Origin of the sequence: Cupriavidus basilensis (assembly GCF_008801925.2) — a bacterium.
In the GTDB taxonomy this organism is placed as follows: Bacteria; Pseudomonadota; Gammaproteobacteria; order Burkholderiales; family Burkholderiaceae; genus Cupriavidus; species Cupriavidus basilensis.
Map to the genome: position 1 here is coordinate 470,307 of NZ_CP062804.1, position 21,375 is coordinate 491,681.

Below are 21,375 nucleotides of genomic sequence, written 5' to 3' on the forward strand. Positions count from 1 at the left end.
AGATTCAACTGGTCGATGCAACGGCTTGATGGAATACCGAGCGCAAGTCATGGGCCATCGCCTCGAATCAGTCCGCCTTGAGCCAGCGCTGTGTTTGCTGGTACACCGCTTCCCAGGGCGGTAGCTTATTCCTCGGATACCCATGCCATGCGCTCGCCCAAGGCCAGCCACATCTTCTACATTGCTTCGGTAGTAGCCTCGGGTACCTTCCGCTCCTCGCCACAGCGAGCACTCGATTCTTGGGCGAACATTTTCCCCTCCACAGGGCGCCGAGACTCCGCTAGATCGTATTCCGAGTAAACCCTGATCGAAAGAGTCTTGGTTGGCACAATCCTCTGAGCTAACGTGGCACGCGGCAGGCGTTGTTGCAGGGACATATGCGCCTTTATTAATTGACCGCCCGGTCGGTTTATTTTAGGATGTGCCGGCGCCATAAAGAAAAAAGACCCCGGAGACATCATGACCCTGCGCCCCCGCCTTGCCCGCATTGCATCGACTGCCGTCATCCTCGCCCTTGGCAGCATCGCGGATATTCCCATTGGTCTTGCGACGGCGCATGCGGCCTCGTCCCGTGCCGCGCAGCAGGTCGTGATCAAGCGTGACGAGTATGGCGTGCCGCACATCTACGCGGATACCGCCTACAAGCTTTTCTATGGCTATGCCTATGCCGTCGCACAAGACCGGCTGTTCCAGATGGAGATGGCAAAGCGCAGCACGCAAGGAACGGTGGCCGAGGTGCTGGGCGAGAAGTTCGTCAAGTTCGACCTGGCAACGCGCGGCAACTACTGGCCCGCGGCGATCGAGCAACAAATCGCGGCCTTGCCGCAGAGGGAGCGTGACATCCTCGATGGCTATGCCGCCGGGATGAATGCGTGGATCGCGCAGGTCCGTGCGCGGCCTGACACCTTGATGCCAAAGCAGTTCAACGATGCGGGCTTCAAGCCGTCAGACTGGAGCGCATTCGACGTGGCGATGGTGTTCGTCGGTACCATGGCGAACCGCTTCTCCGACAGCACCAGCGAGGTGGACAACCTGGCGTTGTTGACCGCCCTGAAAGACCGGTATGGCGAAGCGCGTGGCATGGATCTGTTTACGCAGTTGAAGTGGCTCGTCAATCCAAAGGCGGTCACCACCATCGCGGCCGGCGAGCGCACTTACCCGATACGGCTCGGCGCTCCGGCAGGCACCGGCGAACTTGCCTACGCATTGCCACGCTACGACGGACCACCGCCGATGGCGGAGCGACCCGCGCGCGGCGACGACGGCATGCTGCTCGCGCTCGACACGCAGGCCAACCGCGACACCGTGTTCGCCCAGTATGCGCAGAGCGGCGCCAACGGCCCTGCCGGCTTCCCGACCACCAGCAATATGTGGGTGATCGGCAAGCAGCGTGCGCGCGGCGCCAAGGCGATCATGCTCAACGGGCCACAGTTCGGCTGGTTCAACCCGGGCTACACCTACGGTATCGGCCTGCATGGCGCGGGCTTCGATATCGTGGGCAATACGCCGTTTGCCTACCCTTGCATCCTGTTTGGCCACAACGGCAAGATCTCATGGGGATCGACCGCTGGCTTTGGCGACGACATCGACATGTTCGCCGAGCGCATCGACCCCGCTCGGCCTGACTTCTATTGGCACAACGGCAAGTGGGTGCAGATGCAAAAGCGCGCCGAGATCATCCACGTCAAGGATGGCGCGCCCGTGACACTCGACGTCTACCGTACCGTGCACGGCATCGTCATGCAGCGGGACGACGCCACGCACACTGCCTATGCCAAGGCACGCGCGTGGAGCGGAAAGGAAGTGCAGTCGCTCCTGGCGTGGACCCATCAGGCACAGGCGCATGACTGGAAGAGCTGGACAGCCCAGGCCGCACGACAGGCCCTGACCATCAATTGGTACTACGCGGACCGCCAGGGCAATATCGGTTATGCACACACCGGCGCCTATCCACATCGCCGCACGGGCCATGACCCGCGCCTGCCCGTGCCCGGTACCGGGGAATGGGACTGGCGCGGCGTGCTGCCGTTCTCCACCAACCCGCAGGTCTACAACCCGCGCTCCGGGTATATCGCCAACTGGAACAACTCGCCTGAGCAGGGCTACCCGGCCTCGGATCTGTTTGCCTTCCTGTGGGGCGCGGCGGACCGCAATGTCGAGATCCAGCATCGCATCGAGGCGCACGCGACGCTCGACAGCGACGATGCCTGGCAGATCCTGAAGGACACCAGCCGCTCGGACCTGAACGTGCGGCACTTCCTGCCGTTCATCCGCAATGCCGCGGCGGCGCTGCCTGCCGATGATCCGCGCCGCCGCCTTGCCGATACGCTGGCGGGCTGGAACGGCATCAACGACGACCCGCGCGACACCGGAAAGTATGCCCAGCCCGGCTCAGCCATCATGAACGCCTGGCTCACGTCGATGCTGGCAAGGACCGTCGTCAAGGCGGTTCCCGCGCCGTTCGACAAGTGGTACATGGCCAGCGGCTACGAGACGACGCAGGATGGGCCCACCGGCTCGCTGAACCTCAGCACGGGCAGCAAGGTTCTTTACGAGGCGTTGCTGGGATCCCGCTCGACCATTGCCCAGCGCGTGGACCTGTTTGGCGGCGCTGCGCCAGACGATGTCATTCGCGCCGCACTGGGCGACACCTGGACATCGCTGTCCGCCAGGTACGGGGACGATATCGCCCGCTGGCAACCGCCAGCCGTGATGCTCACCTTCCGCGCGAACAACTTCTTCGGCATTCCGCAGGCGGATGCGGCCGAAGCCATTCGCGTGCCGGAGTACCAGAATCGCGGGACGGAGAATGACCTGATCGTGTTCGGCAGTGCCGCCGCCGCCGGCAAGACGCAGGCATGGGATGTGGTGGCGCCGGGGCAGAGCGGGTTCGTCGCGCCGGATGGCACCCGCTCACCGCACTACAGCGACCAGCTCGCCCTCTATACGAGCTTTGGCCGCAAGCCGCTGCGCCTGGAGGCGGGCGAGGTTGCGCGCCATACGCGCAGCGAGGAAAGGGTCACGGTCGCACCGCGATAGTTCGTGGCTGGCGGCCTCAGGCTGAGCGCCGGTGCCGGACCCGGTGGCGATGCGATCGATCTGGCCTCGTCATGCCGATGCGCTCGCCACCCGCCAGGATTCAGGGATGGCCGCTGTGTCCCTTCGCCAGCGGCAACATTGGCTGCGCGCCGCTGGCCGGCCCGAGCTTTGCCTTTCTCTTGTCGGCCATGGCCTTGTCGATCACCTTCTGCTGCGCCAGGTCGTGAAACGCGTGGGCACGAAGGGGAAGTAACAGGACGGGAACCAGGGTGAGCAGGGCAAACACAAGCTTCTTCATTGCGGGATTCCTTCTTGACGAGTGGGAGTCTTCAGATTTCATGTCGGGGTAGATCACGGGGTAGATCACGTTCTTGCCTTCGCCGCTCAGAACCGGACGATCAGGTCCGCCGCTACCATGGTCTGGATCCGTTTCGTGCCACCGTTGAAGGCGGGACTGCTGGCCGTATAGCGATTGATCTCTGGCCGGAAGATGAGTGACTGGTTGAAGAAGTGCGTCCAGCTCACCGCCTCGCCCCAGTATCTGGCGGGAGTGCCCGTGCGCTGGCCCTGGCGGTCGTCCATGTATTCGAGGCGGAACGAGACGCTGTCCTTGGAGCTGAACTGCCAGTTCAGGTAATCCACGACGGCGATTTCGCTGGTTTTGAAGCGCTTGCTCGGGTCGGTGAAGAAGGCACTGTTCAAGCATCCATTGGGGGTTGCAGGGCCGTCGCTGCCAACCTGGCCGGTACAAACGGGAACATTGTTCTCCTTCATGTACCAGGCCTCGACCGCGTTGTTCAACGTCTGGGTGAAGCGGTGGCTCCAGGTTGCCACCCACTGGTTGACGTTGTTGTATGCGTAGTTAGCGCCGTTGATCGTATTCGCGCAGCCGTAGATCGAGTCGGAATTGGCATTGTTGATCCACTGCGCGCAAACCAGCGGCGACAGCTTCGACCCCTGGGTGCCGGGCATGGTGTCGTTGCCACCGGTCAGGCCAAACTGCACCGTCCAGTTCTTGTTCAGCTTGATGGAGTCGACCACGCCGATCTGCGTGTACGGGTCATACGCATAGAGCAGGGAGTGACTGAACATGTAGTTGTCGGGCGCGAGCTGGGCCTCGATGTCTGGCAGCGAGATAAAGCGGCCCACACGAATGTTCATGCCCTGCGCAACGCCAGGAACGTAGGTGTCGACATACGCCATCGGCATGTCGAAGCCGTATTGCTTGTTCTTGCTGAGCAACTGGTTGCTCCAGAACCCCTTCATGGTGGTGAAGCGGTAGTCCATGCCGTACAACAAGTCGAAGCGGAAGCCGAAGTCGACGTGATCGGTCTGGTACGTGTCGGGCAGGCGCGTCACACGCAGGTCCGCCTGGTGTAGTTGCACCGAGTTGGGGATCTGGTCGTAGGCGGCCGGCGCGTTTGTGTAGCGGTTGCCCGGCTGCCGCTGCGAGGTGCTCATATTGCCGCCGATTTCCACCCAGCCGCTGATTTGCGTGCGCGAGTCCTTCCAGAAGTCGGTGGACTCGCTCAGTGCCTTCATCAACGGATAAACCGGCGCGTTGTTGCGGTCGCCGATGGTCGGCGTGCCGCCCATCTGGTATTCCCCATAGGGAAAGGGCGGGGAGTTCTGCGGAGCGGGAAACTTGCGCAGCTCAGGCGCGTCCCCACCACTGCCGCCGTCGCCCGTGTAGGGCCAGGGTGTATCAGGCATCGCCTGCGAACCATCCACGTACGCGCTGATGAACGTGCCGATGGCGCTGCCGGATTCCGGCTTTGGCGCGGCCGCTGAGGCTGGCGCATCGTCGGCGAAGGCGCTCTGGCCGAGCGCCAGGCTGAGGACACCAAGCAAGGCCGGCATGAGCTTTGGCAGTCCTGGTAGTTTTTTTACTTTGAGCGACAGCATAGTCTAGGTTCACTGGAGTGGGGTACGGTTTATGAATTCTCCCGAACGTAAGGCTTGATGAGACTCCCCTGGTCTGCTTTACGTTGCCGGCGATTTAGCCATGCGAAACATAAAGTTTTAGTTAAAGATGTTGCGCCGCGATATAGAAGATTCAACAATGCGTACAACCCAGCACACAAGTGGTGCAAAGCTTTGCATTGGTGCATGAAATCGCAACAGGTTTTTTATTTTTTCGATGTTGTTTCGCGTGATTTTTTATTATTTTTTTATCTGTATTTAGGCCTAATTGATTTAGGTAGGTAATTCTTTCTAAGGCAATGCACTGTGTAATCGTGATCGACGATGAACGTTCGATGCAGTTCATCCTGCGGCGCTTCCTCGCAGGAGAGGGCTATCAGGTCTTCGTGGCCGAGAGCGGCAAGGAGGGCATCAAGCTGGCCAGCGCCCGGCGGCCTGATGTGGTTCTGCTCGATGTCAGTCTTCCGGATGTGAGCGCCATGCGCGTGATCGATGAAGTCCGAAAATGGTCGAGCGTGCCAATCCTGGCAATCTCTGGATCGGACACGGAGGACGACAAGATCCGCCTGCTCGATGCCGGCGCCGATGGCTACCTGACCAAGCCCTTCGGCATGGGTGAACTCGCCTCGCGCATCCGCGCATTGCTGCGGCGACGCTTTCCGGAGCTGGACGCGGCGCCGATGCGCAAGAAGAGCCGGCTCCATCTCGATCCGTTCGCATGTGTCGCCAGCATCGACGAAAAGACCATCGCGGTCACGCCGCGCGAATTTCGCCTGCTCTGGCTGCTGTCATCGAGCCAGGGCAAGGTCGTGCCACATGGGCGCCTGCTCAGCGAGGTCTGGGGCCCTTCGCATCATGGCGACGCGCATTATCTGCGCGTCGCCATCGCCAGCCTGCGCAAGAAGCTGGGCCACGCCGGCGGGCAGCCACACATCATCCGCACCGTGCCAAAGGTCGGGTATGTGCTTGATCAAGACAAGAGGTAGCTCACAACCGAGGAAAAACGGCTCAGAACCGATGCCGCATGCCCACAATCGCACCCACCTGGCTCTGCCCGGCGCCGACTTGTTCCGTGGTATTTACCAGCGTGGTCGCATTGGCATTCAGCGACGGCCCGAACCCGGACAATCCCATCGCAGACCCATCGCGGTTCTTCGCGTAAGCGAGGATCGTATAGAGATCGGTCCGCTTGGACAGCGCGTAGGTGCCGGATAACACAAAGCTCAGCGGATCGGCTGACGAATTGCGCACGTCGGTATAGTACGCAGCGCCGGTCAGCGAAATGGCTGGCGTGGCCTGGTACTGCACGCCGGCCCAGTAGAGATTGGTGCGCAGGGAGCTGGTGGTGAAGTCGCCACGGTAGTAGCGGTAGCCCGCCAGCACCTTGACGGACGAGATGGCATAGGCCGCGGCCACGGCGGCGCGGCGCTCGCGGTTGTCCTGCAGCGTGACCGTGCTGCCGCGGACCTCGTCGTAGGCCACGCGCGTGGACAGGGGGCCGTTGGCGTAGCCCAGGCTGGCGCTCCATTCCCGTCCCGCCTTGGATGCGCCGGCGATCTCGCCGCCGGCGGTGCTGTCGTAGCCGGTGCTGTAGAGCAGGCCGTAGTAGATGCCGCCAGTGGTGCCGGTAAATTTGATGGCGTTGTCTGCGCGGCCGGACATCCATTTGTCGTGCATCAACAGGGAGTAGCGGGTCGAGATGACCATGGGGTCGAACGCCGACGAGAGATCGTACAGCAGCGTCTGTTGGCGGCCGAGGGTCAGTGTGCCGTACCGGGCCTGAAGGCCGGCGAAGGCCTGGCGGCCGAACAGGCGGCCGCCCTGGTTGACCTTGCCAGTGTCCAGGTCGAAGCCGTTCTCCAGTACGAATACGCCCTTGAGGCCGTTGCCCAGGTCTTCCGTGCCACGCAGGCCGAAGCGCGAGGTGGAGAGATTGCCGGTGGACATGCGCACCGTGGAGTCGCTGCCGCCGGTGGCGTTGGGCACGTGGCTCAGGTATTCGATGCCGGCATCGACCACGCCGTAAAGCGTGATACTGCCTTGCGCCATTGCGGCGCCGGGGATGAGCGGCAACAGTGCCAGCCATGCACGAGATTTCATTGCGTTGATTTCCTTATGATTTGCGACGCCCCAAGGGCTCGGGCTTCGCAGCGGCGTCAATGTAGCTTCATAAGGACAATGCAAGAAAGGGCGTTTCCGGAACAAACTGTTCCTGCCGGCGAACAGTCCATCCTGGCTCCCCAGGCCCCCTTTTCCCGCGTAGCGCGTACCGCTTACCGCTTGCGCTGCAAGAACTCGTTCATGTACCGCTGCGGCTCCCCGGTCTCGAAGGCACTGCCAAACTCCGCCACGCTGTTGTTGATGGACACCTCCAGCGGCGCCTCTTCCCACTCGCGCAACAGCCGCTTCTGCTGGCGTACCACGGCAGGGCCGAAGCCGGCCAGCAGCGTGGCGAGGCGTTCGATCTCGGCATCCAGTTCGGCTAGCGGCACCACCTTGCTTACCAGGCCCCAGGCCAGCGCTTCGCGCGCGTCGGAGATCTCGCCGGTCAGCAGCATCCATGCGGCGCGGGCGTTGCCGATCAGGCGTGGCATCAGCGCGGCGTGGATGACCGACGGAATGCCGACCTTGACCTCGGGCATGCCGACGTGGGTGTTATCCGCGGCGACGCGGATGTCGCAGGCCAGCGCGAGTTCCAGGCCGCCGCCCAGGCACCAGCCGGGCATGCGCGCGATCACCGGCACGGGGAAGTGGCGCAGCGCATCGCACAGGCCGCGCAGGCCACTGATGAAGCGCTGCGCGCTGTCACGGGTCAGGGCGGCCATCTCCTTGATGTCGGCGCCACCGATAAAGCCCTTCTCTCCGGCGCCTTGCACGATCAGCACGCGGATCTCGTCCCGGGCCGCGAGCTCGGCCACGGCCTGGGTCAGTGCGGCGATGACTGGCGTGCTAAGGATATTGAGCGAGCCCGCCTCGCGGATGGTGAGGGTGGCGATGCCGAGCGCATTGATCTCGATGCCGGCGTATTGCTTGTTATCTGCTTGGCTCATGGCGTGGTCTCACTGCAGTTTTGCGAAATGGATATCTTCGACGACCTTCTTCCAGTGCGCGTTCTGGCTGCGGATCAGCTCGGCGAATGCCTTGCGCGTCATCGGTGCCGGAATGGCGCCTTGCTTCTCGATGGCGGTGACGACCTCGGGATCGGACAGCACTTGCCGCACTGCGTCGTTGAGCTTGTCCAGGATAGCCGCCGGTGTGCCGGCGGGCGCGCCCAGGCCGAACCAGGAGGGATTGTTCATGGCCGGCAGGCCGGCCTCGGCATAGGTTGGCACATTGGGCAGTACTTTCAGCCGCTGCCTGGCCGCCACCGCCAGCGGGCGCAGGCGGTTGCCCTGGATCAGGCTGGAGGAGGAGGGGATGTTGTCGAACACCACCTGGATCTGGCCCGCCACCGCATCGTTGAGCGCGGGACCCAGGCCCTTGTAGGGCACGTGGAGCATCCTGGTGCCAGTCTCGTTCATGAACAGCTCGCCATTCATATGGCTCAGGCCGCCATTGCCCGAAGATCCGAACGAGTACTTGCCCGGGTTGGCCTTGAGCAGCTTGATGAAGGCGGGCAGGTCGCTGGCCGGGAAGGCAGGGTTGACCACCAGCACATTGGGCACGTCGGCGAGGTTGCTGATGGGGTCGAAATCCCTGACAGGGTCGTAGGCCGTCTTGGCGTACACGTTGGGGTTGACCGCGTGCGAGCTTTCTACTTCCATGACCAGCGTGTAGCCGTCCGCAGACTGCTTGGCCGCATAGGCGCTGCCCACAGCGCCGCCCGCGCCAGGGCGGTTTTCCACCACGACGGGCTGCTTGAGCACGGCGCCTAGCCGGGTGCCGACGATGCGCGCGATGATGTCGGTGGTGCCGCCGGCCGCGTAGGGCACGATCAGCTTGATAGGCTTGTCGGGGTAGGCCGTGGCCTGCGCGCCGCTGGCTAGGCTCAGGCCGGCGAGCAGGGTGGTGGCGATGATGTGATTGTTCAAGCGATGTCTCCGGATGGGTTTGCTTATGTGTTGGTGCGCGCTGGCACTAGCCGCCGTTGCGCCGGCCGTGCTCATCGAGCAGCGGCGGCGGCGCCAGTGCTTGCGCGCCGCTGCCGGCCAGCATGGGGTTGCGGATCATCGGCACGCGGCCAAGCACCGGGTGCTCGGCTTGCTGCACCAGTTGGCGGTGCGCGACCTGCGGATGCGCGAACACTTCTGCCATGGAGTGGATCGGGCCCCATGGCACGCCGGCCGCGTCGAAGGCTTGCGTCCAGCTCTGCCGGTCGCGGGTGGGGAACACGTCGGTGAGCAGCTTGCGCAGCGCCGGCAGGTTGGCGATGCGCCCGGAGTTGCTGGCGTAGCGTGGGTCCGTTGCCAGCGCGCCGAGGCCGGCCACTTCGCAGAAGCGCGCGAACTGCGCGTCATTGCCGATGGCAAGGATCAGGTGGCCATCCGCGCAGCGGAAGACTTCGTACGGCGCGCAGTTGGGATGCGCATTGCCGCTGCGTTGCGGCGCCTTGCCGGACACCAGGTAGTTGGAGGCCTGGTTGGCATTGAGCGCGACAGCCACGTCGAGCAGGGCGATATCCAGGTATTGGCCTTCGCCGGTGGCGTGACGGCGCACCAAGGCCGCCAGCACCGCCGAGGTGGCATACATGCCGGTAGTCAGGTCCACCACCGCCACACCCGTGCGCAGCGGGCCGGCGCCAGGCTCGCCGTCGGGGTGCCCGGTGTAGCTCATCAGGCCGCCCATGCCCTGGAACACATAGTCGTAGCCGGGCTTGTCGGCCATCGGGCCGCTCTGGCCAAAGCCGGTGATCGACAGGTAGACCAGCCGCGGGTTGAGCGCCTTGAGCGATGCATAGTCCAGGCCGTAGCGGCGCAGCGTCCCAACCTTGTAGTTCTCCACCAGCACGTCGGCCTGCAGCGCAAGTTTCCGGATCTGCGCGGCGCCTTCCGGGGTGGCGTAGTCGATGGCCACGGATTGCTTGCCGCGGTTGCAGCAGATGAAGTAGGCGGAGAGGCCAGCCTCGCCATCGCCGCCCGCGCTGCCTTCGGGCGCGTGCAGGTAGGGCGGGCCCCAGCCGCGCGTATCGTCGCCGTGACCGGGGCGTTCCACCTTGGTGACTTCGGCGCCCAGGTCTGCCAGGTTCTGCGTGCACCATGGGCCGGCCAGTATCCGGGACAAATCCAGCACCTTGATGCCGGCCAGGGCTTGATGAAGCATGGAGTCTCCGCAAGACAATTCGTTATGGTGCGGGCGAGTGTATCGGCGGCCCCCGGGGCGGGCCAGTTCATAGTTTTCAAGGAAGCGTTCGCCGAATTCGAACGGCCCGGTGCAGGCATGGTGAGGGCCGGGGCGGCCTGAAGTGAATTCCGCAGCGCTCGGCTGCAAACGGTGGCGCATTCCCCTCCTAGCGGCGTGCGGTACGCGCTACACTTGAGCTACCGCGCCCGCGATCGAGAAGTGGATCGGGCAGAAGCATACGAATCCCGGCGCGGCCAGTTTCCTGCTTCACCTACCCCCAGCGAGGAGATGCATCATGTCGACACCGTCCAATCCGTTCACCGATTTCAGCAAGTTGCTCGAGCAGTACAAGCTCCCCGGGGTCGATATGACCTCGGTAATCGAAGCGCGGCGCAAGGATATCGAAGCCATCACGGAGGCCAACAAGGTGGCCTACGAAGGCATGCAGGCACTGGTGCAGAAGCAAACGGAGATCCTGAGCAAGACCATGCAGGAGATCCAGTCGGCGGCGCAAAAGATGACCACCGGCGGCAACCCGGCCGAAGCCATGGCCAAGCAGGGCGAGTTCGTTCAGCAGGGCCTGCAGAAGGCGTTCAACAATATGCGTGAACTGGCGGAAATGGCGCAGAAATCGCAGGCCGAGGCGCTCGCCGTGATTACCAAGCGCGCGGAGCAGAATATCGAAGAGGCGAAAAACCTGATGAAGCCGAAGGGCAAGTAAGCGCGAGCAAGCGCAAGTCCGCGCAAACGACAAGCCTGTTGCGGACAACCTCGCCAAGCCCGGATCGCTCCAGATCCTGGCTTGGCGGGCCGCGCTGCGGCATCGTGCCAGCGCGTCCATCGCAGTGCATGGATCGCACTGCTGTGAAAGGGATCCATCATGATCGCCATCACGAACGCCAGCCCGCTGATCTCGCTGATCGCGGGCATCCTGATCCTGGTCATGCCGCGATTGCTGAACTACATCGTGGCAATCTACCTGATCATCATCGGCTTGCTAGGGCTGTTCGGCGGGCACCTGCACTAAGAGGCCGTTTCCAAAAGATTCTGGCGTCGTTGCGCGGCCTTGCCGTACTACTTGTACTTTCTGCGGCCACGCGCCTAGCCAGAACCGCTTCGCTTCATTTTGAAACGGCCTCGAAGGCGCCCGGCGTAGCCGAAGGCAATGCGCGAATCTCCCGCGCAGCACGGGAAGGCCGCGCTGCGCAGGCGTGCTTTACTTCAAGATGCCTTGACAGCGCGGCGTGCGCTTTGCTGGACTGCGCCAGTCGCGGCCGCAGTCGATGCTTCGATGTTGGACTTCACCGTTTCAGCCGCTTGCTTCGAGGCCTTCTGCACCGATTCGTAGGTGTTGTTGGCGGCTGCAACCGTCTGCTGCAGCAGGGCGGTGATCGCCTCCGATCCGGCCGGCGCATTCTTCACGAACGTATCGACGAAGTTCTGCACGCTGCGGTTGTGCTGTTCGTATTGCGCCTCCACCGTCTTGGTGAGCTCGGCCTGCGTGGCCGAGGCAATCTCGTACACATGGCGGGCATACGCAAGCGCCTTGTCGGCTGCCGGCTGCGCGAACTTACCCTGTGCGCTGAAGACATCCTTCAGGTCGCCACCGGACAAGGCCGCCTGCACGCTCTCCTGGCTCTCCGCCAGGTTCGACTTCACGGCTTGCAGGTTCAGCTCGGCCAGTTTCTGGAAACCGTCGAAAGCCGTATTCGTCAGCGCGAACAAGTTGGCGAAATGGGCTTTCTGGGCTTCAGCGAACTGGTCGGACGAAAAAACGAACATGCGTGTTCTCCTGTGTATCGCCCGGCAGCCAGGTCGACATGCACGGGATGTGCCGTCGCGGCAAGCGGGTCGAATATGAGATTCGGAAAGGCGGCGGCATCACCGATTTGCGCAGTGCACCATCCAAGGGCAGATTCTAGAGCCCTCTATTTGGATAGCCCCTAGGGAGATACCCGAACAAACGGAGTATCTCGCTTGCTGCTGTGCAGCAAGGTCGACATGCGCATACCCAACCGTGTGGGGGTGTTTTCGGTAGCACCCCGCCGCCGCCGTTCCAGGGACTGTTCTCCCCTCTGTTGGCAATCGCACGTTTTTGCACCACATGCGGCGGCTAACATGCGCCTGTCTATCCTCCCGACGTGCTCCGTATGGAATCCAGATGACGAACGATGCCTTGCAGCACAAGGTGATTAGCGACATCGCTGCGTTTCGTGCATTGCAGCCGGAATGGGATGCGCTATGGCACACGGCGCAGGGCGAGCATTTTCAGGCCTTTGCCTACTGCGCCAGCAGCCTGGAAGTTGTCGCTGCCGCGGCAGGCCACAAGCTGCATTGCGTGGTCGGGCGCCGGCGCGGCGCGCTCAAAGTGCTCTGGCCGCTGGTGAGCTATCGCAAGCTGTGCTGGCGTTTCGTGCAGCCATTGGCGCCGGCATACAACCCGCCCCACGACATGCTGGTCGAGCCGGGGCCGGACGCGGCCAACTTGGTCGCCGCCACCTGGCGGGCGATGCTAGCCTCGGTCAGGCCCGATCTGGTCTACCTGCCACGCGTGCGCAGCGGCTCCCTGCTGCACCGCTGCGTCACCAGTGACGCGCGGGTGGCTCACAGGCTGGATGAGTCCACGCCCGTGGCGCTGCTGCGCGAGCACGCCGAATGGCCGGCGTTCTGCCGCTCTCGCGTCGGGCGCTCACGCAATCCACCGGCTTACCTGCAGCGGCGGATCGCGGCCCAGGGCACTATCACCATTGCCATCGTCGACCATACAGACAGCCGCGCGGCGTCCTTCGTGGACTGGTTGCTGCTGCACAAGCGGCGGTGGGCGCAGCGTGGCGATGTGGAGAGTGCGTGGCTGTTCTCGGATGACAGCCGACAGTTCCTGATCCGGCTGATGACGCAAGGCGACGGGCAATCACGGCTGTTTCGCTTGTTCGTGCTGATGCTCGATGGCGCGCCGGTGGCCATCAACCTGCTTGCTGTGCGCAGTCATTGCGTCGACCTGATCATGAACACCTACGACGCGGCCTATGCGCGGCTTTCGCCCGGCACGGTACTGATCGATGCGTGCGTGAACTGGGCCTTCGACAACCATCTCGATTTCGATTTCGGCGCGGGCGGGCAGAGCTATAAGCAGTACTGGAGCAACGGCGTGGCCTATGCGACGCAGAGCCTCCACTTGGCCCATACGCAATGGGGTCTGGCGGGCTACCGGCTCAACCAAGGCGCGCTCTGGGCCCGAGAGCGCGTAGCCTGGCTGCGGGAACGCGCCAGCGACACGGCGGGCAAGCCGGCGGAGTCCTCCGCCGCCGGATAACCGTCTTCCTGCCCGCCCCGCCATGCGGCATAAGCTACGCCGCGGCCCTATGCCGCCGGCTTTTCGAACGCGCGCAGCGGCTTGAGGAATTCCAGCGTGCGTTCGCGCTTGAGCAGCCGCGGCAATGCCTGCTCATACGCTTGCCGATAGGGCCGGCTCAAGTGATGCGTCTGGAAATACGCGGGGCTGCAAGCCCAGGTCTCGTAGAGTACCAGCGTATCGGGGTCTTCGACCGAGCGATGCAGGTAGGTGTTGACGAAATCCGGCTCCTTGGCCATTTGCTCCAGCACTTGCAGCAAGCTGGATTCGAGTTCGTCGCGATGCTCAGGCTTACCCGGCAGGTGGACGACAAAGGCGATGTTCTCGCTCATGGTGTTCAGTGCTCCTTGCTGATGGCAGGTCAGTTAAGTCAGCTAAGTCGGTTGAGCCCGCTCAAGCCTCACAGCTGGCTCATGCCGCCGTCGACAATGATCTCCGTGCCGACGATGAACGCCGACTCGGTGGCCGAGAGATGCAGCACCGTTGCCGCGATTTCCTTCGCCTCGCCAAAGCGGCCGAGCGGAATCTGGCTCTTGATCTGGGCGGCGGTGTTGGCGAGGGCGTCGGCGTCCAGGCCGAGCTTGCCGTAGAGCGGCGTGGTCACCGGGCCCGGGCTGAGCACATTGACGCGTACGCCGCGCGGCAGCAGTTCGGCCGAGAGCGTCTTGGCCAGCGAGATGAGGGCGGCCTTGCTGGCCGCATAGACGGCAGATGACGGCATGCCGATGTGCGCATTGATGGACCCGTTGAGCACGATCGATGCGCCTGGATTGAACAGCGGCGTCAGTGCCTGGATCTGGAAGAAGGGACCCTTCACGTTGGTATTGAAGGTCTGGTCCCACATCGATTCCTCGACATCCGACAGCGGTGCGAACCTGGCGACGCCCGCGTTGATGAACACGGCGTCGAGCTTGATGCCTTCATCGGTGAGGCGTTTTGCCAGCGCGCGGGCTGCGGCCACGGTGCCGGCGTCATTCTGGATGGCTAGCGCGTTGGCACCCAGCGTGGGCTTGGCGGCCTCCAGCGTCGCGGTATCCCGGCCCGTGACGATGACGCGCGCGCCCTCGGCGGCGAATGCCTGCGCGGTAGCCAGGCCCATGCCACTGTTGCCGCCAGTGACCAGTACGGTTTTGCCTTCGAAGCGATTCATGGTGTTCTCCTGAGAACGTGTTGTGGTGGTGTGAATGGAGTATGGACAGCGCAGGGCAATAAGCCGTATGAAAGAGTTGGCAATCTTGTTCGATAAGATTGGACATCTTTAGCGGCCCGTCAAAAACGCTTCCGGTCACACTTGGGCTCGGGAGAAAGGAAAAAGGGGCGCTGCCAGGCAGCGCCCCATTGTTGCCGCGCCAGCAGCCGTGCCGGCAACGCTACGCCTGCGCCTCGCGCTGGCGCGCCACTTCCTGGCTGCGCAGGATAAAGCGCTGGACCTTGCCGCTCGGTGTCTTCGGCAACTCGGGCACGAACTCGATTTCGCGGGGATAGGCGTGGGCCGCGAGGCGATTGCGCACGTGCAGGCGCAGTTCTTCGGCCAGCTCCGGGCTCGCCCTGTATTGCGGGCCGAGAACGACAAAGGCCTTGATCAGTTCGGTGCGTTCCGGATCGGGCTTGCCGATGACCGCGGTCTCGACCACCGCCGGATGCTCGATCAGCGCGCTCTCCACATCGAACGGGCCGACGCGGTAGCCAGAGGTGGTGATGACATCGTCGGCGCGGCCGATAAAGCTGATGCTGCCATCGGGGTTCAGCTCTGCGGTGTCGCCGCTCAGGTAGTACTGGCCAACGAAGGCGCCGGTGGGCGTGCCATGGTAGCCGGCGAACCAGGCCATCGGCGATTTCGACATATCCAGCGCGAGCGTGCCAGGCTGGCCGGCCGGCAACTCGCGTGCGTCGTCGCCCAGCACCACCACGCGATGGCCCGGGCTGGCGAAGCCTGCCGCGCCCAGATGCACGGGATGGCGCAGCGCGTGGTGATTGCACAGCACCATGCCGAGCTCGGTCTGGCCGTAGTGATCGTGGATGGTGACGCCGAGCTGGTCGGCGAACCAGCGGATCACTTCCGGGTTGAGTGGCTCGCCCGCGCTGCTGACCGCGCGCAGCTTGCCGCGCAGCGGGCCGGCCACGGCCTGCCCCGCCGCGATCAGCAGGCGATAGGCGGTGGGTGAGCCGGCCAGGTTGGTGATGCCGTACTTGTCAATCATCCGGCATGTGCTCTCGATGCTGAATGGGCCGTCGTAGAACGTGGTGGGATGCCCCAGGGCCAGAGGCCCGGTCACCGCATAATACAAGCCATAGGCCCAGCCAGGATCGGCGAGGTTCCAGAAGGCATCCTCGGGGCGCAGGTCGACCGCGTCGCGCATATAGCCCGCGAACGCAGCCACGGCCTTGAGCGGCACCAGCAGCGGCTTGGCGGGGCCGGTGGTGCCGGAGGTGAACATCATCAGGAACGGATCGTCGCCGGTGCGCATGACCGGATCGAACCGGGCCGGCTGGCGGTCAAGCTCGGCCCAGAAACTGAAGTCTCCACGCGCAATGCCGCGGCCTTTGGTGCCGCCAACGGTGAGTACCTGGGGGCAGTTCTCCACTTCATCGAGCTTGCCGCGATTGGCGCCGTCGGTGACCACGAGCCGGGCGCCGGAGGTTTGCAGCCGATGCTCGATGGCCTTGGGGCCAAAGGCTGTGAACAACGGCTGGTAGACCGCGCCCGCGCGCCAGGTGCCGAGGATGGTGACAAGCAGCTCGGGCGTGCGCGGCAGCAGGCCAGCCACGCGGTCGCCGGGGCCGATGCCCTGCGCCGCGAGAAAGCTGGCGAACTGCGCGGAGAGCTTCTGCAACTGGCTGAAGGTATAAGTCTCGCTGGTGCCATCTCGGCTCTCCCAGAACAGCGCGATGCGCCCTGGCAGTGCATGGCGGTCGCAGCATTCGACGCAGGCATTGATGGCATCGAGCTTGCCGCTCAGGCGCTCCGAGATCGATGCCTCATAGGAAAAGCCGGCGATGGCCTCGGCGTAGTCGCGCATGGTGGTCTCCTGGTTTTCTTGTACGAATCGCAGCCGTCCGCATGGACAGGGGGTGCGCGAAATTCTGGGCCACGCCGGCGTGCCCGGCAATGGCCAAAATTTCCAGGCTGGCTGAACCCGTTTGCCAGTGTGCGCCGCAAGGGCCGTTTGGGCGCGCTGCTATCGGCCGCCGTGGCCACCATGGCCGCTGCCACCTCCGTGACCGCCACCTCCGTGACCGCCGCTGCCCCCTCCCCCGTGACCACCGCCGCCACCGTGACCGCCACCATGGCTGCCGCCGCCTCCATGAACAGGCGGGCGGCCAGGCGGATAACCACCAGGCGGGCGCACATGTGCTGGCGGATGGCCCGGCCCCGGCCCATATGGCGGGCGATGCGCCCAGCGTCCCTGGTCGTGGTACCAAGGCCGCCCGCGATAGTAGTTACCCCAGTAGGAGCCGATGGAGAACGTGATGATGGGAAGGCCGATCACGGTACCGTAGTTCAGCACCGGAACACTGCGGCCCTGATAGGGATAACCAAGCTGCCCGGCATAGACCCAGCCACGCAGGTTGGGCAGCGCCACGTCGCACCATGTGTACTGGCTGACGCACCCCATCACGGTGAGCGGCACGCCGCCGGACAGCTGCGCCACCACCGGGTAATCCGGTGCGGGTCCGGCACGCAGGTTGACGGGGCCGGTGGTAAAGGCTTGGGCAGGCTGCGCAAGCGCCACACCGGGCGCGGCCAGCAATGCGGTGATTCCCGCCAGAACGCACTTAACGGCCACTCGGCGCATCAAGGCCTCCGCGGCCGCTGGCGATTGTGGTTGTGGTTCAGGTTTACCCCGCCACGTGCCACGGCGAGACCGAGAACGCCACCATCAGGACGGAAACGATGGCGGGCGCACCGTATTTGATCGCGAGCGATTGGGAGAGTGTGCCGAGCAAGACATAGAGGCACACCAAGCCAATTGCGCACATGAACACAAGGCTTTGATAATCTTGCATGGACGTCTCCGTTAGTCGTTATATTTTTTAACGTTATATCCAATGACATCGTCCGTACTAAGTAACAGCCTTGAGCACGATCAAGCCCATATTAAGTCTGGTCAATCGTGAATGCCAGAGGGTATACGCGCACCTTCCTTTGCGTGTGCCGAATACATTCCACTCATTCCATTGGAGCGAGACACAAATGAATTGCATGAGAACGCGCTTCGCGTCGCTGGCTGGCGCACTGGTTCTGGGCTGCATTGGCACGGCATATGCGGCAGCCATGCAAGTGTCGTCCGCATCGTTCGCGGATGGGGCGACGATCCCTACGCTGTATGGCAACAATACGTCCGATTGCGGCGGCAAAGGCGTGTCGCCGCAGGTGTCGTGGTCGAATCTTCCCGCAGGCACCAGGTCCGTCGCGGTGCTGCTACTGGATCCCGACGGCAATATGGGGCTAGGCACTTCGCACTGGGTCGCCTACAACATCGCCGCCGATCGCGGTCAGTTGAAGGAAGGCGAGGGCCAGGCCGATGTCCATGGTGTCACCGTTGGCAAGAATGTCCGGGGCGAGCCGATTTATCGAGGCCCTTGTCCGCCGGTTGGTGATGCGCCGCACCATTATGTGTTGACCGTCATCGCCACAGACCTTGCGCCAACCGCGTTGCCGCCCGGCTTGAACAGGGACGAACTGATGCAGGCGCTGAAAGGCCATGCGCTGAGCGGCCAAAGCGTCGTCGGAAAATATGCGCGCTAAGCGGCGCGTATCTTTTTGAGCGCATCGTTCGGGAGCAAGAGGCTAAAGAAAAATGAAAAAAACGAAAGGCACTAAGCCGCCATCAGCAATAAATAGCCCTCGAAAGTAACCGCCAGCCATCGCTGGGTTGCGACCCACACCGCCACCACTGACGCGCCAACGTGATGCCGAATATCACGCAATGCTGCCTGGCGCGCTCGATCCCCTCGCTACGAATTGAGGGGAGTTGCATGACGGCAAGACGGTGACCTGGACAGCGGGCGTGCGCGCCAGCGCGCTCACGCAGCAGATCCCTGCGCAGCGCGATGCATTCGGTCGCCTGCATGTGGACAGCAACCTGAGCGTCAAGGGCGTGGATGCCGTGTTCGCCACCGGTGATGTCGCTTATGCCGCCACGGACGATGACGGCAACTATGCCGCGATGTCGTGCCAGTAGGCGATGAACCTTGGCCGCTCGGCGGGGCACAACGTTGCTGCGGACCTGCTCGGCCTCGCACCGATTCCCTATCGCCAGCGGAGGTACGTCACTTGCCTGGACCTGGGCCCGTGGGGCGCGGTCTACACCGAGGGCTGGGAGCGGAAGTCAAGCTCGTTGGCGCGGACGCCAAGGCGCTGAAGGGCCGGATTCACTCCGAATGGCCTATACAGATCCGGTGCGAAGCGCAAGCGTCGGGAACGGCCAGCAGGCGCGGCCACATGGCCGCGCGAGGAACGCTGCATGCGGGGCTCAGGCGATCGTATCCACGACTCCGCCGTCCACGCGCAATGCGGCGCCGGTTGTGGCCGAGGCTTGCGGGGAGCAGGCATAGACGATCATGTTGGCGACTTCTTCGACGCTGGCGGCACGCTGGATGATCGAGGTGGAACGGTGTGTCTTGACGAAGTCCGCTGCCACGGCTTCGGCGGATTGCCCCGAGCTTGCCATGGCATCCTTGAGCATGTCGGTGACGCCCTCCGACAGCGTGGGGCCGGGCAGTACCGCGTTGACGGTCACGCCGGTACCGGCAAGCCGCTTGGCCAGCCCGCGCGAGACTGCCAGTTGCGCGGTCTTGGAAAAGCCGTAGTGGATCATGTCGACGGGGATATTCAGTGCCGATTCCGACGAGACGAACACGATTCGTCCCCATTTGCGCCCGGCCATGGATGGCGCATAGGCCCGTGACAGCCGCACGCCCGACATGACGTTGGTTTCGAAGAAGCGGGTCCACTCGCTGTCGGGCGTCTCAAAGAAGTCCTGCTGCTGGAAGATGCCAAGGTTATTGACCAGCACATCCACCCGGGGATGGGCCGCCACCAGCCGGGCGCAGACCTCGGGGTCGGTTAGGTCGCCGACGAAGCCCGTCACGTCAGCGCCGGCAACGGCGGCGCGCAGCGCTTGCAGGGCCTTGTCCACCGTGGCCTCGCTGCGCCCGTTGAGGATGACGCTGGCGCCCGCGCCAGCGAGTCCCTTGGCCGTTGCGAAGCCGATGCCGGCGGTGGATCCTGAAACAAGGGCGATCTTGCCCGTGAGATCAATCTTCATGGCTATTCCTTGGGAGGCCTGCCGAGCGCAGGCCGACTGACCTAGTGTATGGGCTCCATGGAATTCGGCAAGGCCCGTCCCTTAGAGGCCATTTCCAAAAGATGCTGGCGTCGTTGCGCGGCCTTGGCCTTGAGGTAAGGGGGCGATGTTGGTTTTTGGACCCAAGGGTCCAAAAACCAACGCCGCTAAAGGAAACAACGACCAACCCCGCAGGGGGATGTTCGGCCGGCTGGGCCGATGCGAGCAAAGTCTCCACATTGACTCTGGTTTCTGTTCGAGAACACGGAGGGTGTCCTAATTTTCATCACCTTGAAAGGGGTGCCTCTCAGGCAGCCACGCGCACCAGTTCCACCCGCCGGTTCTTGCCGCGGCCTTCCTCGCTGGCATTGTCGGCAATCGGCTTGCTGGCGCCAAAGCCCTCGGCACGCACGCGGGACTTGTCGACACCCTTGGCAATCAGTGCGGCGGCTACGGCTTCGGCGCGCTTCTTGGACAATTGCTGATTGTGTTTTTCATCGCCGACATTATCGGTGTGCCCATCGATCGACAGCTTAAGCGTAGGCGCCTTGTCCAGGAGCTTGCCGATTTCGTCGATGACCGGCTGGTCGTCCTGGCGGATGGCCGCCTTGTCGGTATCGAAATTCAGGTACAGCGCGATATGGCCCTTTTCATCGAGTGCCTTTTGCATGTCGTCGGCCTTGACCAGGCCCACCACGGTCTTCATCTGGCCTTCCGTGACCGTGATGATCTGGGTGTAGCCGCCACCGACAAGCAGGCCGATCCAGACGTTGCCTTCCGGCTTGCGGATCAGGTAGTAGTCATAGCTGTCGGGGCTCATCGCCGCGCGCAACTTGTTGACGACCAGGTCGCCCAGGTCGTTGTTGTTCTGGGCCAGCATGGCGGGGTTGGTCGGCAGCATGGTGCTGACCTTGACGCCGCCCAGCGCCTTGATGACCGCTTCGTAATTGCGTTGCGCGGCGAGGTCGGACAGCTTCGCGTCCGAGTTCATGAAATGCCGGTTTTCGTAGCGTCCTTCGACCGGCAGGAGCTGGCTGCCGGCGATCACATAGATGCGGTCGAATTCGGAGCTTTTAACGAACTTGTGGCCGTCGATCAGCCCGCTTGGCCAGTCGATATAGGGGAAGGGCGGCAGATCGGCAGTGGACATCGGCACGCTCGCGATATCGAACCTGGCGGCGGCCGGGGCTGCGGCCGATGCGGCGGCAGGAGCTGGTGATGCGGCTGCGGGAGCCGCGGCCTGGTCGCTGGCCGGCGCAGCCGCGTCATGTTTTTTCTTGCAGCCCGACAGCGCGAGTACGCCGACGAGTGCAACGGTACAGCCGACTTTCAACCATGCTTGCATATTGTCCGATCCCTGTGTGTTTTCAGGTCGATGAAACCCGACCCGTTGGTAAATTCGCAGAGCTGGATTCTACGCGGGTTTGGTGTCAAAGCCGCGTCGATGTGGCGAAAGCCTCACCGGGCTCGCATGCCTTCCGGGCCGGCTTG

20 protein-coding genes and 1 pseudogene are annotated in these 21,375 nt (G+C 63.4%); 7 read left to right on the forward strand and 14 right to left on the reverse strand.

Translation table 11 applies throughout. The annotated features are described in order from the left end of the window. The first annotated feature begins 459 nt into the window (after positions 1 to 459). Positions 460 to 3,039: a penicillin acylase family protein gene (locus tag F7R26_RS23065; protein ID WP_150984282.1), complete on the forward strand. Its 2,580-nt coding sequence runs from the start codon at positions 460 to 462 to the stop codon at positions 3,037 to 3,039. 100 nt (positions 3,040 to 3,139) lie between these two features. Here F7R26_RS23065 and F7R26_RS23070 read toward each other — a convergent pair whose 3' ends face one another. Continuing rightward, a complete protein-coding gene (locus tag F7R26_RS23070; protein WP_193692228.1) occupies positions 3,140 to 3,337 on the reverse strand; it encodes a hypothetical protein in 198 nt (65 codons plus the stop codon). A gap of 86 nt (positions 3,338 to 3,423) precedes the next feature. Further along, complete coding sequence (locus F7R26_RS23075; protein WP_170301754.1) at positions 3,424 to 4,899, reverse strand: outer membrane beta-barrel protein; 1,476 nt, start codon at positions 4,897 to 4,899, stop codon at positions 3,424 to 3,426. Between the two features lie 398 nt (positions 4,900 to 5,297). Here F7R26_RS23075 and F7R26_RS23080 point away from each other — a divergent pair, with 398 nt between their 5' ends. Continuing rightward, positions 5,298 to 5,948: a response regulator transcription factor gene (locus F7R26_RS23080; protein WP_170301753.1), complete on the forward strand. Its 651-nt coding sequence runs from the start codon at positions 5,298 to 5,300 to the stop codon at positions 5,946 to 5,948. Positions 5,949 to 5,970: 22 nt separating this feature from the next. Here the strand turns inward: F7R26_RS23080 and F7R26_RS23085 are convergent, their stop codons facing one another. The 4 genes from F7R26_RS23085 to F7R26_RS23100 form a co-directional block, all read right to left on the reverse strand. Next, positions 5,971 to 7,062, reverse strand: a complete 1,092-nt coding sequence (locus tag F7R26_RS23085) for a porin (RefSeq protein ID WP_150984278.1) — start codon at positions 7,060 to 7,062, stop codon at positions 5,971 to 5,973. Positions 7,063 to 7,235: 173 nt separating this feature from the next. Further along, entirely contained in the window at positions 7,236 to 8,012 is a 777-nt protein-coding gene (locus F7R26_RS23090; RefSeq protein ID WP_150984277.1) for an enoyl-CoA hydratase, read from the reverse strand. Positions 8,013 to 8,021: 9 nt separating this feature from the next. After that, the gene (locus tag F7R26_RS23095; RefSeq protein ID WP_150984276.1) at positions 8,022 to 8,993 is read right to left on the reverse strand and encodes a Bug family tripartite tricarboxylate transporter substrate binding protein; all 972 of its coding nucleotides are present in this window, start codon (positions 8,991 to 8,993) and stop codon (positions 8,022 to 8,024) included. Positions 8,994 to 9,039: 46 nt separating this feature from the next. Continuing rightward, positions 9,040 to 10,221, reverse strand: a complete 1,182-nt coding sequence (locus tag F7R26_RS23100; protein ID WP_150984275.1) for a CaiB/BaiF CoA transferase family protein — start codon at positions 10,219 to 10,221, stop codon at positions 9,040 to 9,042. A 316-nt stretch (positions 10,222 to 10,537) separates the two neighbouring features. Here F7R26_RS23100 and F7R26_RS23105 point away from each other — a divergent pair, with 316 nt between their 5' ends. Next, positions 10,538 to 10,963 (forward strand): phasin family protein, encoded by a 426-nt coding sequence (locus F7R26_RS23105; protein WP_150984274.1) that lies wholly within the window; start codon positions 10,538 to 10,540, stop codon positions 10,961 to 10,963. A gap of 159 nt (positions 10,964 to 11,122) precedes the next feature. Further along, positions 11,123 to 11,269: a DUF3096 domain-containing protein gene (locus F7R26_RS23110; RefSeq protein ID WP_150984273.1), complete on the forward strand. Its 147-nt coding sequence runs from the start codon at positions 11,123 to 11,125 to the stop codon at positions 11,267 to 11,269. Positions 11,270 to 11,463: 194 nt separating this feature from the next. Here the strand turns inward: F7R26_RS23110 and phaP are convergent, their stop codons facing one another. After that, the gene (gene phaP, locus F7R26_RS23115) at positions 11,464 to 12,024 is read right to left on the reverse strand and encodes a TIGR01841 family phasin (RefSeq protein WP_150984272.1); all 561 of its coding nucleotides are present in this window, start codon (positions 12,022 to 12,024) and stop codon (positions 11,464 to 11,466) included. 379 nt (positions 12,025 to 12,403) lie between these two features. Between phaP and F7R26_RS23120 the strand changes: the two genes are divergently transcribed. After that, the gene (locus F7R26_RS23120) at positions 12,404 to 13,555 is read left to right on the forward strand and encodes a GNAT family N-acetyltransferase (protein ID WP_170301752.1); all 1,152 of its coding nucleotides are present in this window, start codon (positions 12,404 to 12,406) and stop codon (positions 13,553 to 13,555) included. A 47-nt stretch (positions 13,556 to 13,602) separates the two neighbouring features. On the opposite strand, the gene F7R26_RS23125 is transcribed toward F7R26_RS23120, so the two are convergent. The 5 genes from F7R26_RS23125 to F7R26_RS23145 all read right to left on the reverse strand — a co-directional run bounded on the left by F7R26_RS23125 (position 13,603) and on the right by F7R26_RS23145 (position 17,602). Continuing rightward, complete coding sequence (locus tag F7R26_RS23125) at positions 13,603 to 13,926, reverse strand: putative quinol monooxygenase (protein WP_150984270.1); 324 nt, start codon at positions 13,924 to 13,926, stop codon at positions 13,603 to 13,605. Positions 13,927 to 13,994: 68 nt separating this feature from the next. Further along, complete coding sequence (locus F7R26_RS23130; RefSeq protein WP_150984269.1) at positions 13,995 to 14,744, reverse strand: SDR family oxidoreductase; 750 nt, start codon at positions 14,742 to 14,744, stop codon at positions 13,995 to 13,997. A gap of 220 nt (positions 14,745 to 14,964) precedes the next feature. Then, positions 14,965 to 16,614 carry an acyl-CoA synthetase gene (locus F7R26_RS23135; protein ID WP_150984268.1) on the reverse strand — a complete coding sequence of 550 codons (1,650 nt, stop codon included), beginning with the start codon at positions 16,612 to 16,614 and terminating at the stop codon, positions 14,965 to 14,967. Positions 16,615 to 16,773: 159 nt separating this feature from the next. Continuing rightward, positions 16,774 to 17,391 carry an SH3 domain-containing protein gene (locus F7R26_RS23140; RefSeq protein ID WP_150984267.1) on the reverse strand — a complete coding sequence of 206 codons (618 nt, stop codon included), beginning with the start codon at positions 17,389 to 17,391 and terminating at the stop codon, positions 16,774 to 16,776. A gap of 43 nt (positions 17,392 to 17,434) precedes the next feature. Then, a complete protein-coding gene (locus F7R26_RS23145; protein WP_170301751.1) occupies positions 17,435 to 17,602 on the reverse strand; it encodes a hypothetical protein in 168 nt (55 codons plus the stop codon). Positions 17,603 to 17,789: 187 nt separating this feature from the next. Here F7R26_RS23145 and F7R26_RS23150 point away from each other — a divergent pair, with 187 nt between their 5' ends. Both F7R26_RS23150 and F7R26_RS23155 read left to right on the forward strand, forming a co-directional pair. Next, positions 17,790 to 18,344 (forward strand): YbhB/YbcL family Raf kinase inhibitor-like protein, encoded by a 555-nt coding sequence (locus F7R26_RS23150; protein ID WP_150984452.1) that lies wholly within the window; start codon positions 17,790 to 17,792, stop codon positions 18,342 to 18,344. Between the two features lie 241 nt (positions 18,345 to 18,585). Continuing rightward, a pseudogene (locus F7R26_RS23155) lies at positions 18,586 to 19,016 on the forward strand (NAD(P)/FAD-dependent oxidoreductase); the annotation flags it as partial. A gap of 55 nt (positions 19,017 to 19,071) precedes the next feature. Here the strand turns inward: F7R26_RS23155 and F7R26_RS23160 are convergent. After that, positions 19,072 to 19,866, reverse strand: coding sequence for an SDR family NAD(P)-dependent oxidoreductase (locus tag F7R26_RS23160; protein WP_150984266.1), 795 nt, complete (start codon positions 19,864 to 19,866; stop codon positions 19,072 to 19,074). A gap of 325 nt (positions 19,867 to 20,191) precedes the next feature. Then, a complete protein-coding gene (locus F7R26_RS23165; RefSeq protein WP_170301750.1) occupies positions 20,192 to 21,229 on the reverse strand; it encodes an OmpA family protein in 1,038 nt (345 codons plus the stop codon). Positions 21,230 to 21,375: the final 146 nt, after the last annotated feature.

Excerpts from the sequence above, each read along its gene's own strand:
- F7R26_RS23065 (WP_150984282.1), top strand. The coding sequence starts at position 460 with ATGACCCTGCGCCCCCGCCTTGCCCGCATTGCATCGACTGCCGTCATC.
- F7R26_RS23070 (WP_193692228.1), bottom strand. The coding sequence starts at position 3,337 with ATGAAGAAGCTTGTGTTTGCCCTGCTCACCCTGGTTCCCGTCCTGTTA.
- F7R26_RS23075 (WP_170301754.1), bottom strand. The coding sequence starts at position 4,899 with ATGCCGGCCTTGCTTGGTGTCCTCAGCCTGGCGCTCGGCCAGAGCGCC.
- F7R26_RS23080 (WP_170301753.1), top strand. The coding sequence starts at position 5,298 with ATGCAGTTCATCCTGCGGCGCTTCCTCGCAGGAGAGGGCTATCAGGTC.
- F7R26_RS23085 (WP_150984278.1), bottom strand. The coding sequence starts at position 7,062 with ATGAAATCTCGTGCATGGCTGGCACTGTTGCCGCTCATCCCCGGCGCC.
- F7R26_RS23090 (WP_150984277.1), bottom strand. The coding sequence starts at position 8,012 with ATGAGCCAAGCAGATAACAAGCAATACGCCGGCATCGAGATCAATGCG.
- F7R26_RS23100 (WP_150984275.1), bottom strand. The coding sequence starts at position 10,221 with ATGCTTCATCAAGCCCTGGCCGGCATCAAGGTGCTGGATTTGTCCCGG.
- F7R26_RS23105 (WP_150984274.1), top strand. The coding sequence starts at position 10,538 with ATGTCGACACCGTCCAATCCGTTCACCGATTTCAGCAAGTTGCTCGAG.
- F7R26_RS23110 (WP_150984273.1), top strand. The coding sequence starts at position 11,123 with ATGATCGCCATCACGAACGCCAGCCCGCTGATCTCGCTGATCGCGGGC.
- phaP (WP_150984272.1), bottom strand. The coding sequence starts at position 12,024 with ATGTTCGTTTTTTCGTCCGACCAGTTCGCTGAAGCCCAGAAAGCCCAT.
- F7R26_RS23120 (WP_170301752.1), top strand. The coding sequence starts at position 12,404 with ATGACGAACGATGCCTTGCAGCACAAGGTGATTAGCGACATCGCTGCG.
- F7R26_RS23125 (WP_150984270.1), bottom strand. The coding sequence starts at position 13,926 with ATGAGCGAGAACATCGCCTTTGTCGTCCACCTGCCGGGTAAGCCTGAG.
- F7R26_RS23130 (WP_150984269.1), bottom strand. The coding sequence starts at position 14,744 with ATGAATCGCTTCGAAGGCAAAACCGTACTGGTCACTGGCGGCAACAGT.
- F7R26_RS23135 (WP_150984268.1), bottom strand. The coding sequence starts at position 16,614 with ATGCGCGACTACGCCGAGGCCATCGCCGGCTTTTCCTATGAGGCATCG.
- F7R26_RS23140 (WP_150984267.1), bottom strand. The coding sequence starts at position 17,391 with ATGCGCCGAGTGGCCGTTAAGTGCGTTCTGGCGGGAATCACCGCATTG.
- F7R26_RS23145 (WP_170301751.1), bottom strand. The coding sequence starts at position 17,602 with ATGCAAGATTATCAAAGCCTTGTGTTCATGTGCGCAATTGGCTTGGTG.
- F7R26_RS23150 (WP_150984452.1), top strand. The coding sequence starts at position 17,790 with ATGAATTGCATGAGAACGCGCTTCGCGTCGCTGGCTGGCGCACTGGTT.
- F7R26_RS23160 (WP_150984266.1), bottom strand. The coding sequence starts at position 19,866 with ATGAAGATTGATCTCACGGGCAAGATCGCCCTTGTTTCAGGATCCACC.
- F7R26_RS23165 (WP_170301750.1), bottom strand. The coding sequence starts at position 21,229 with ATGCAAGCATGGTTGAAAGTCGGCTGTACCGTTGCACTCGTCGGCGTA.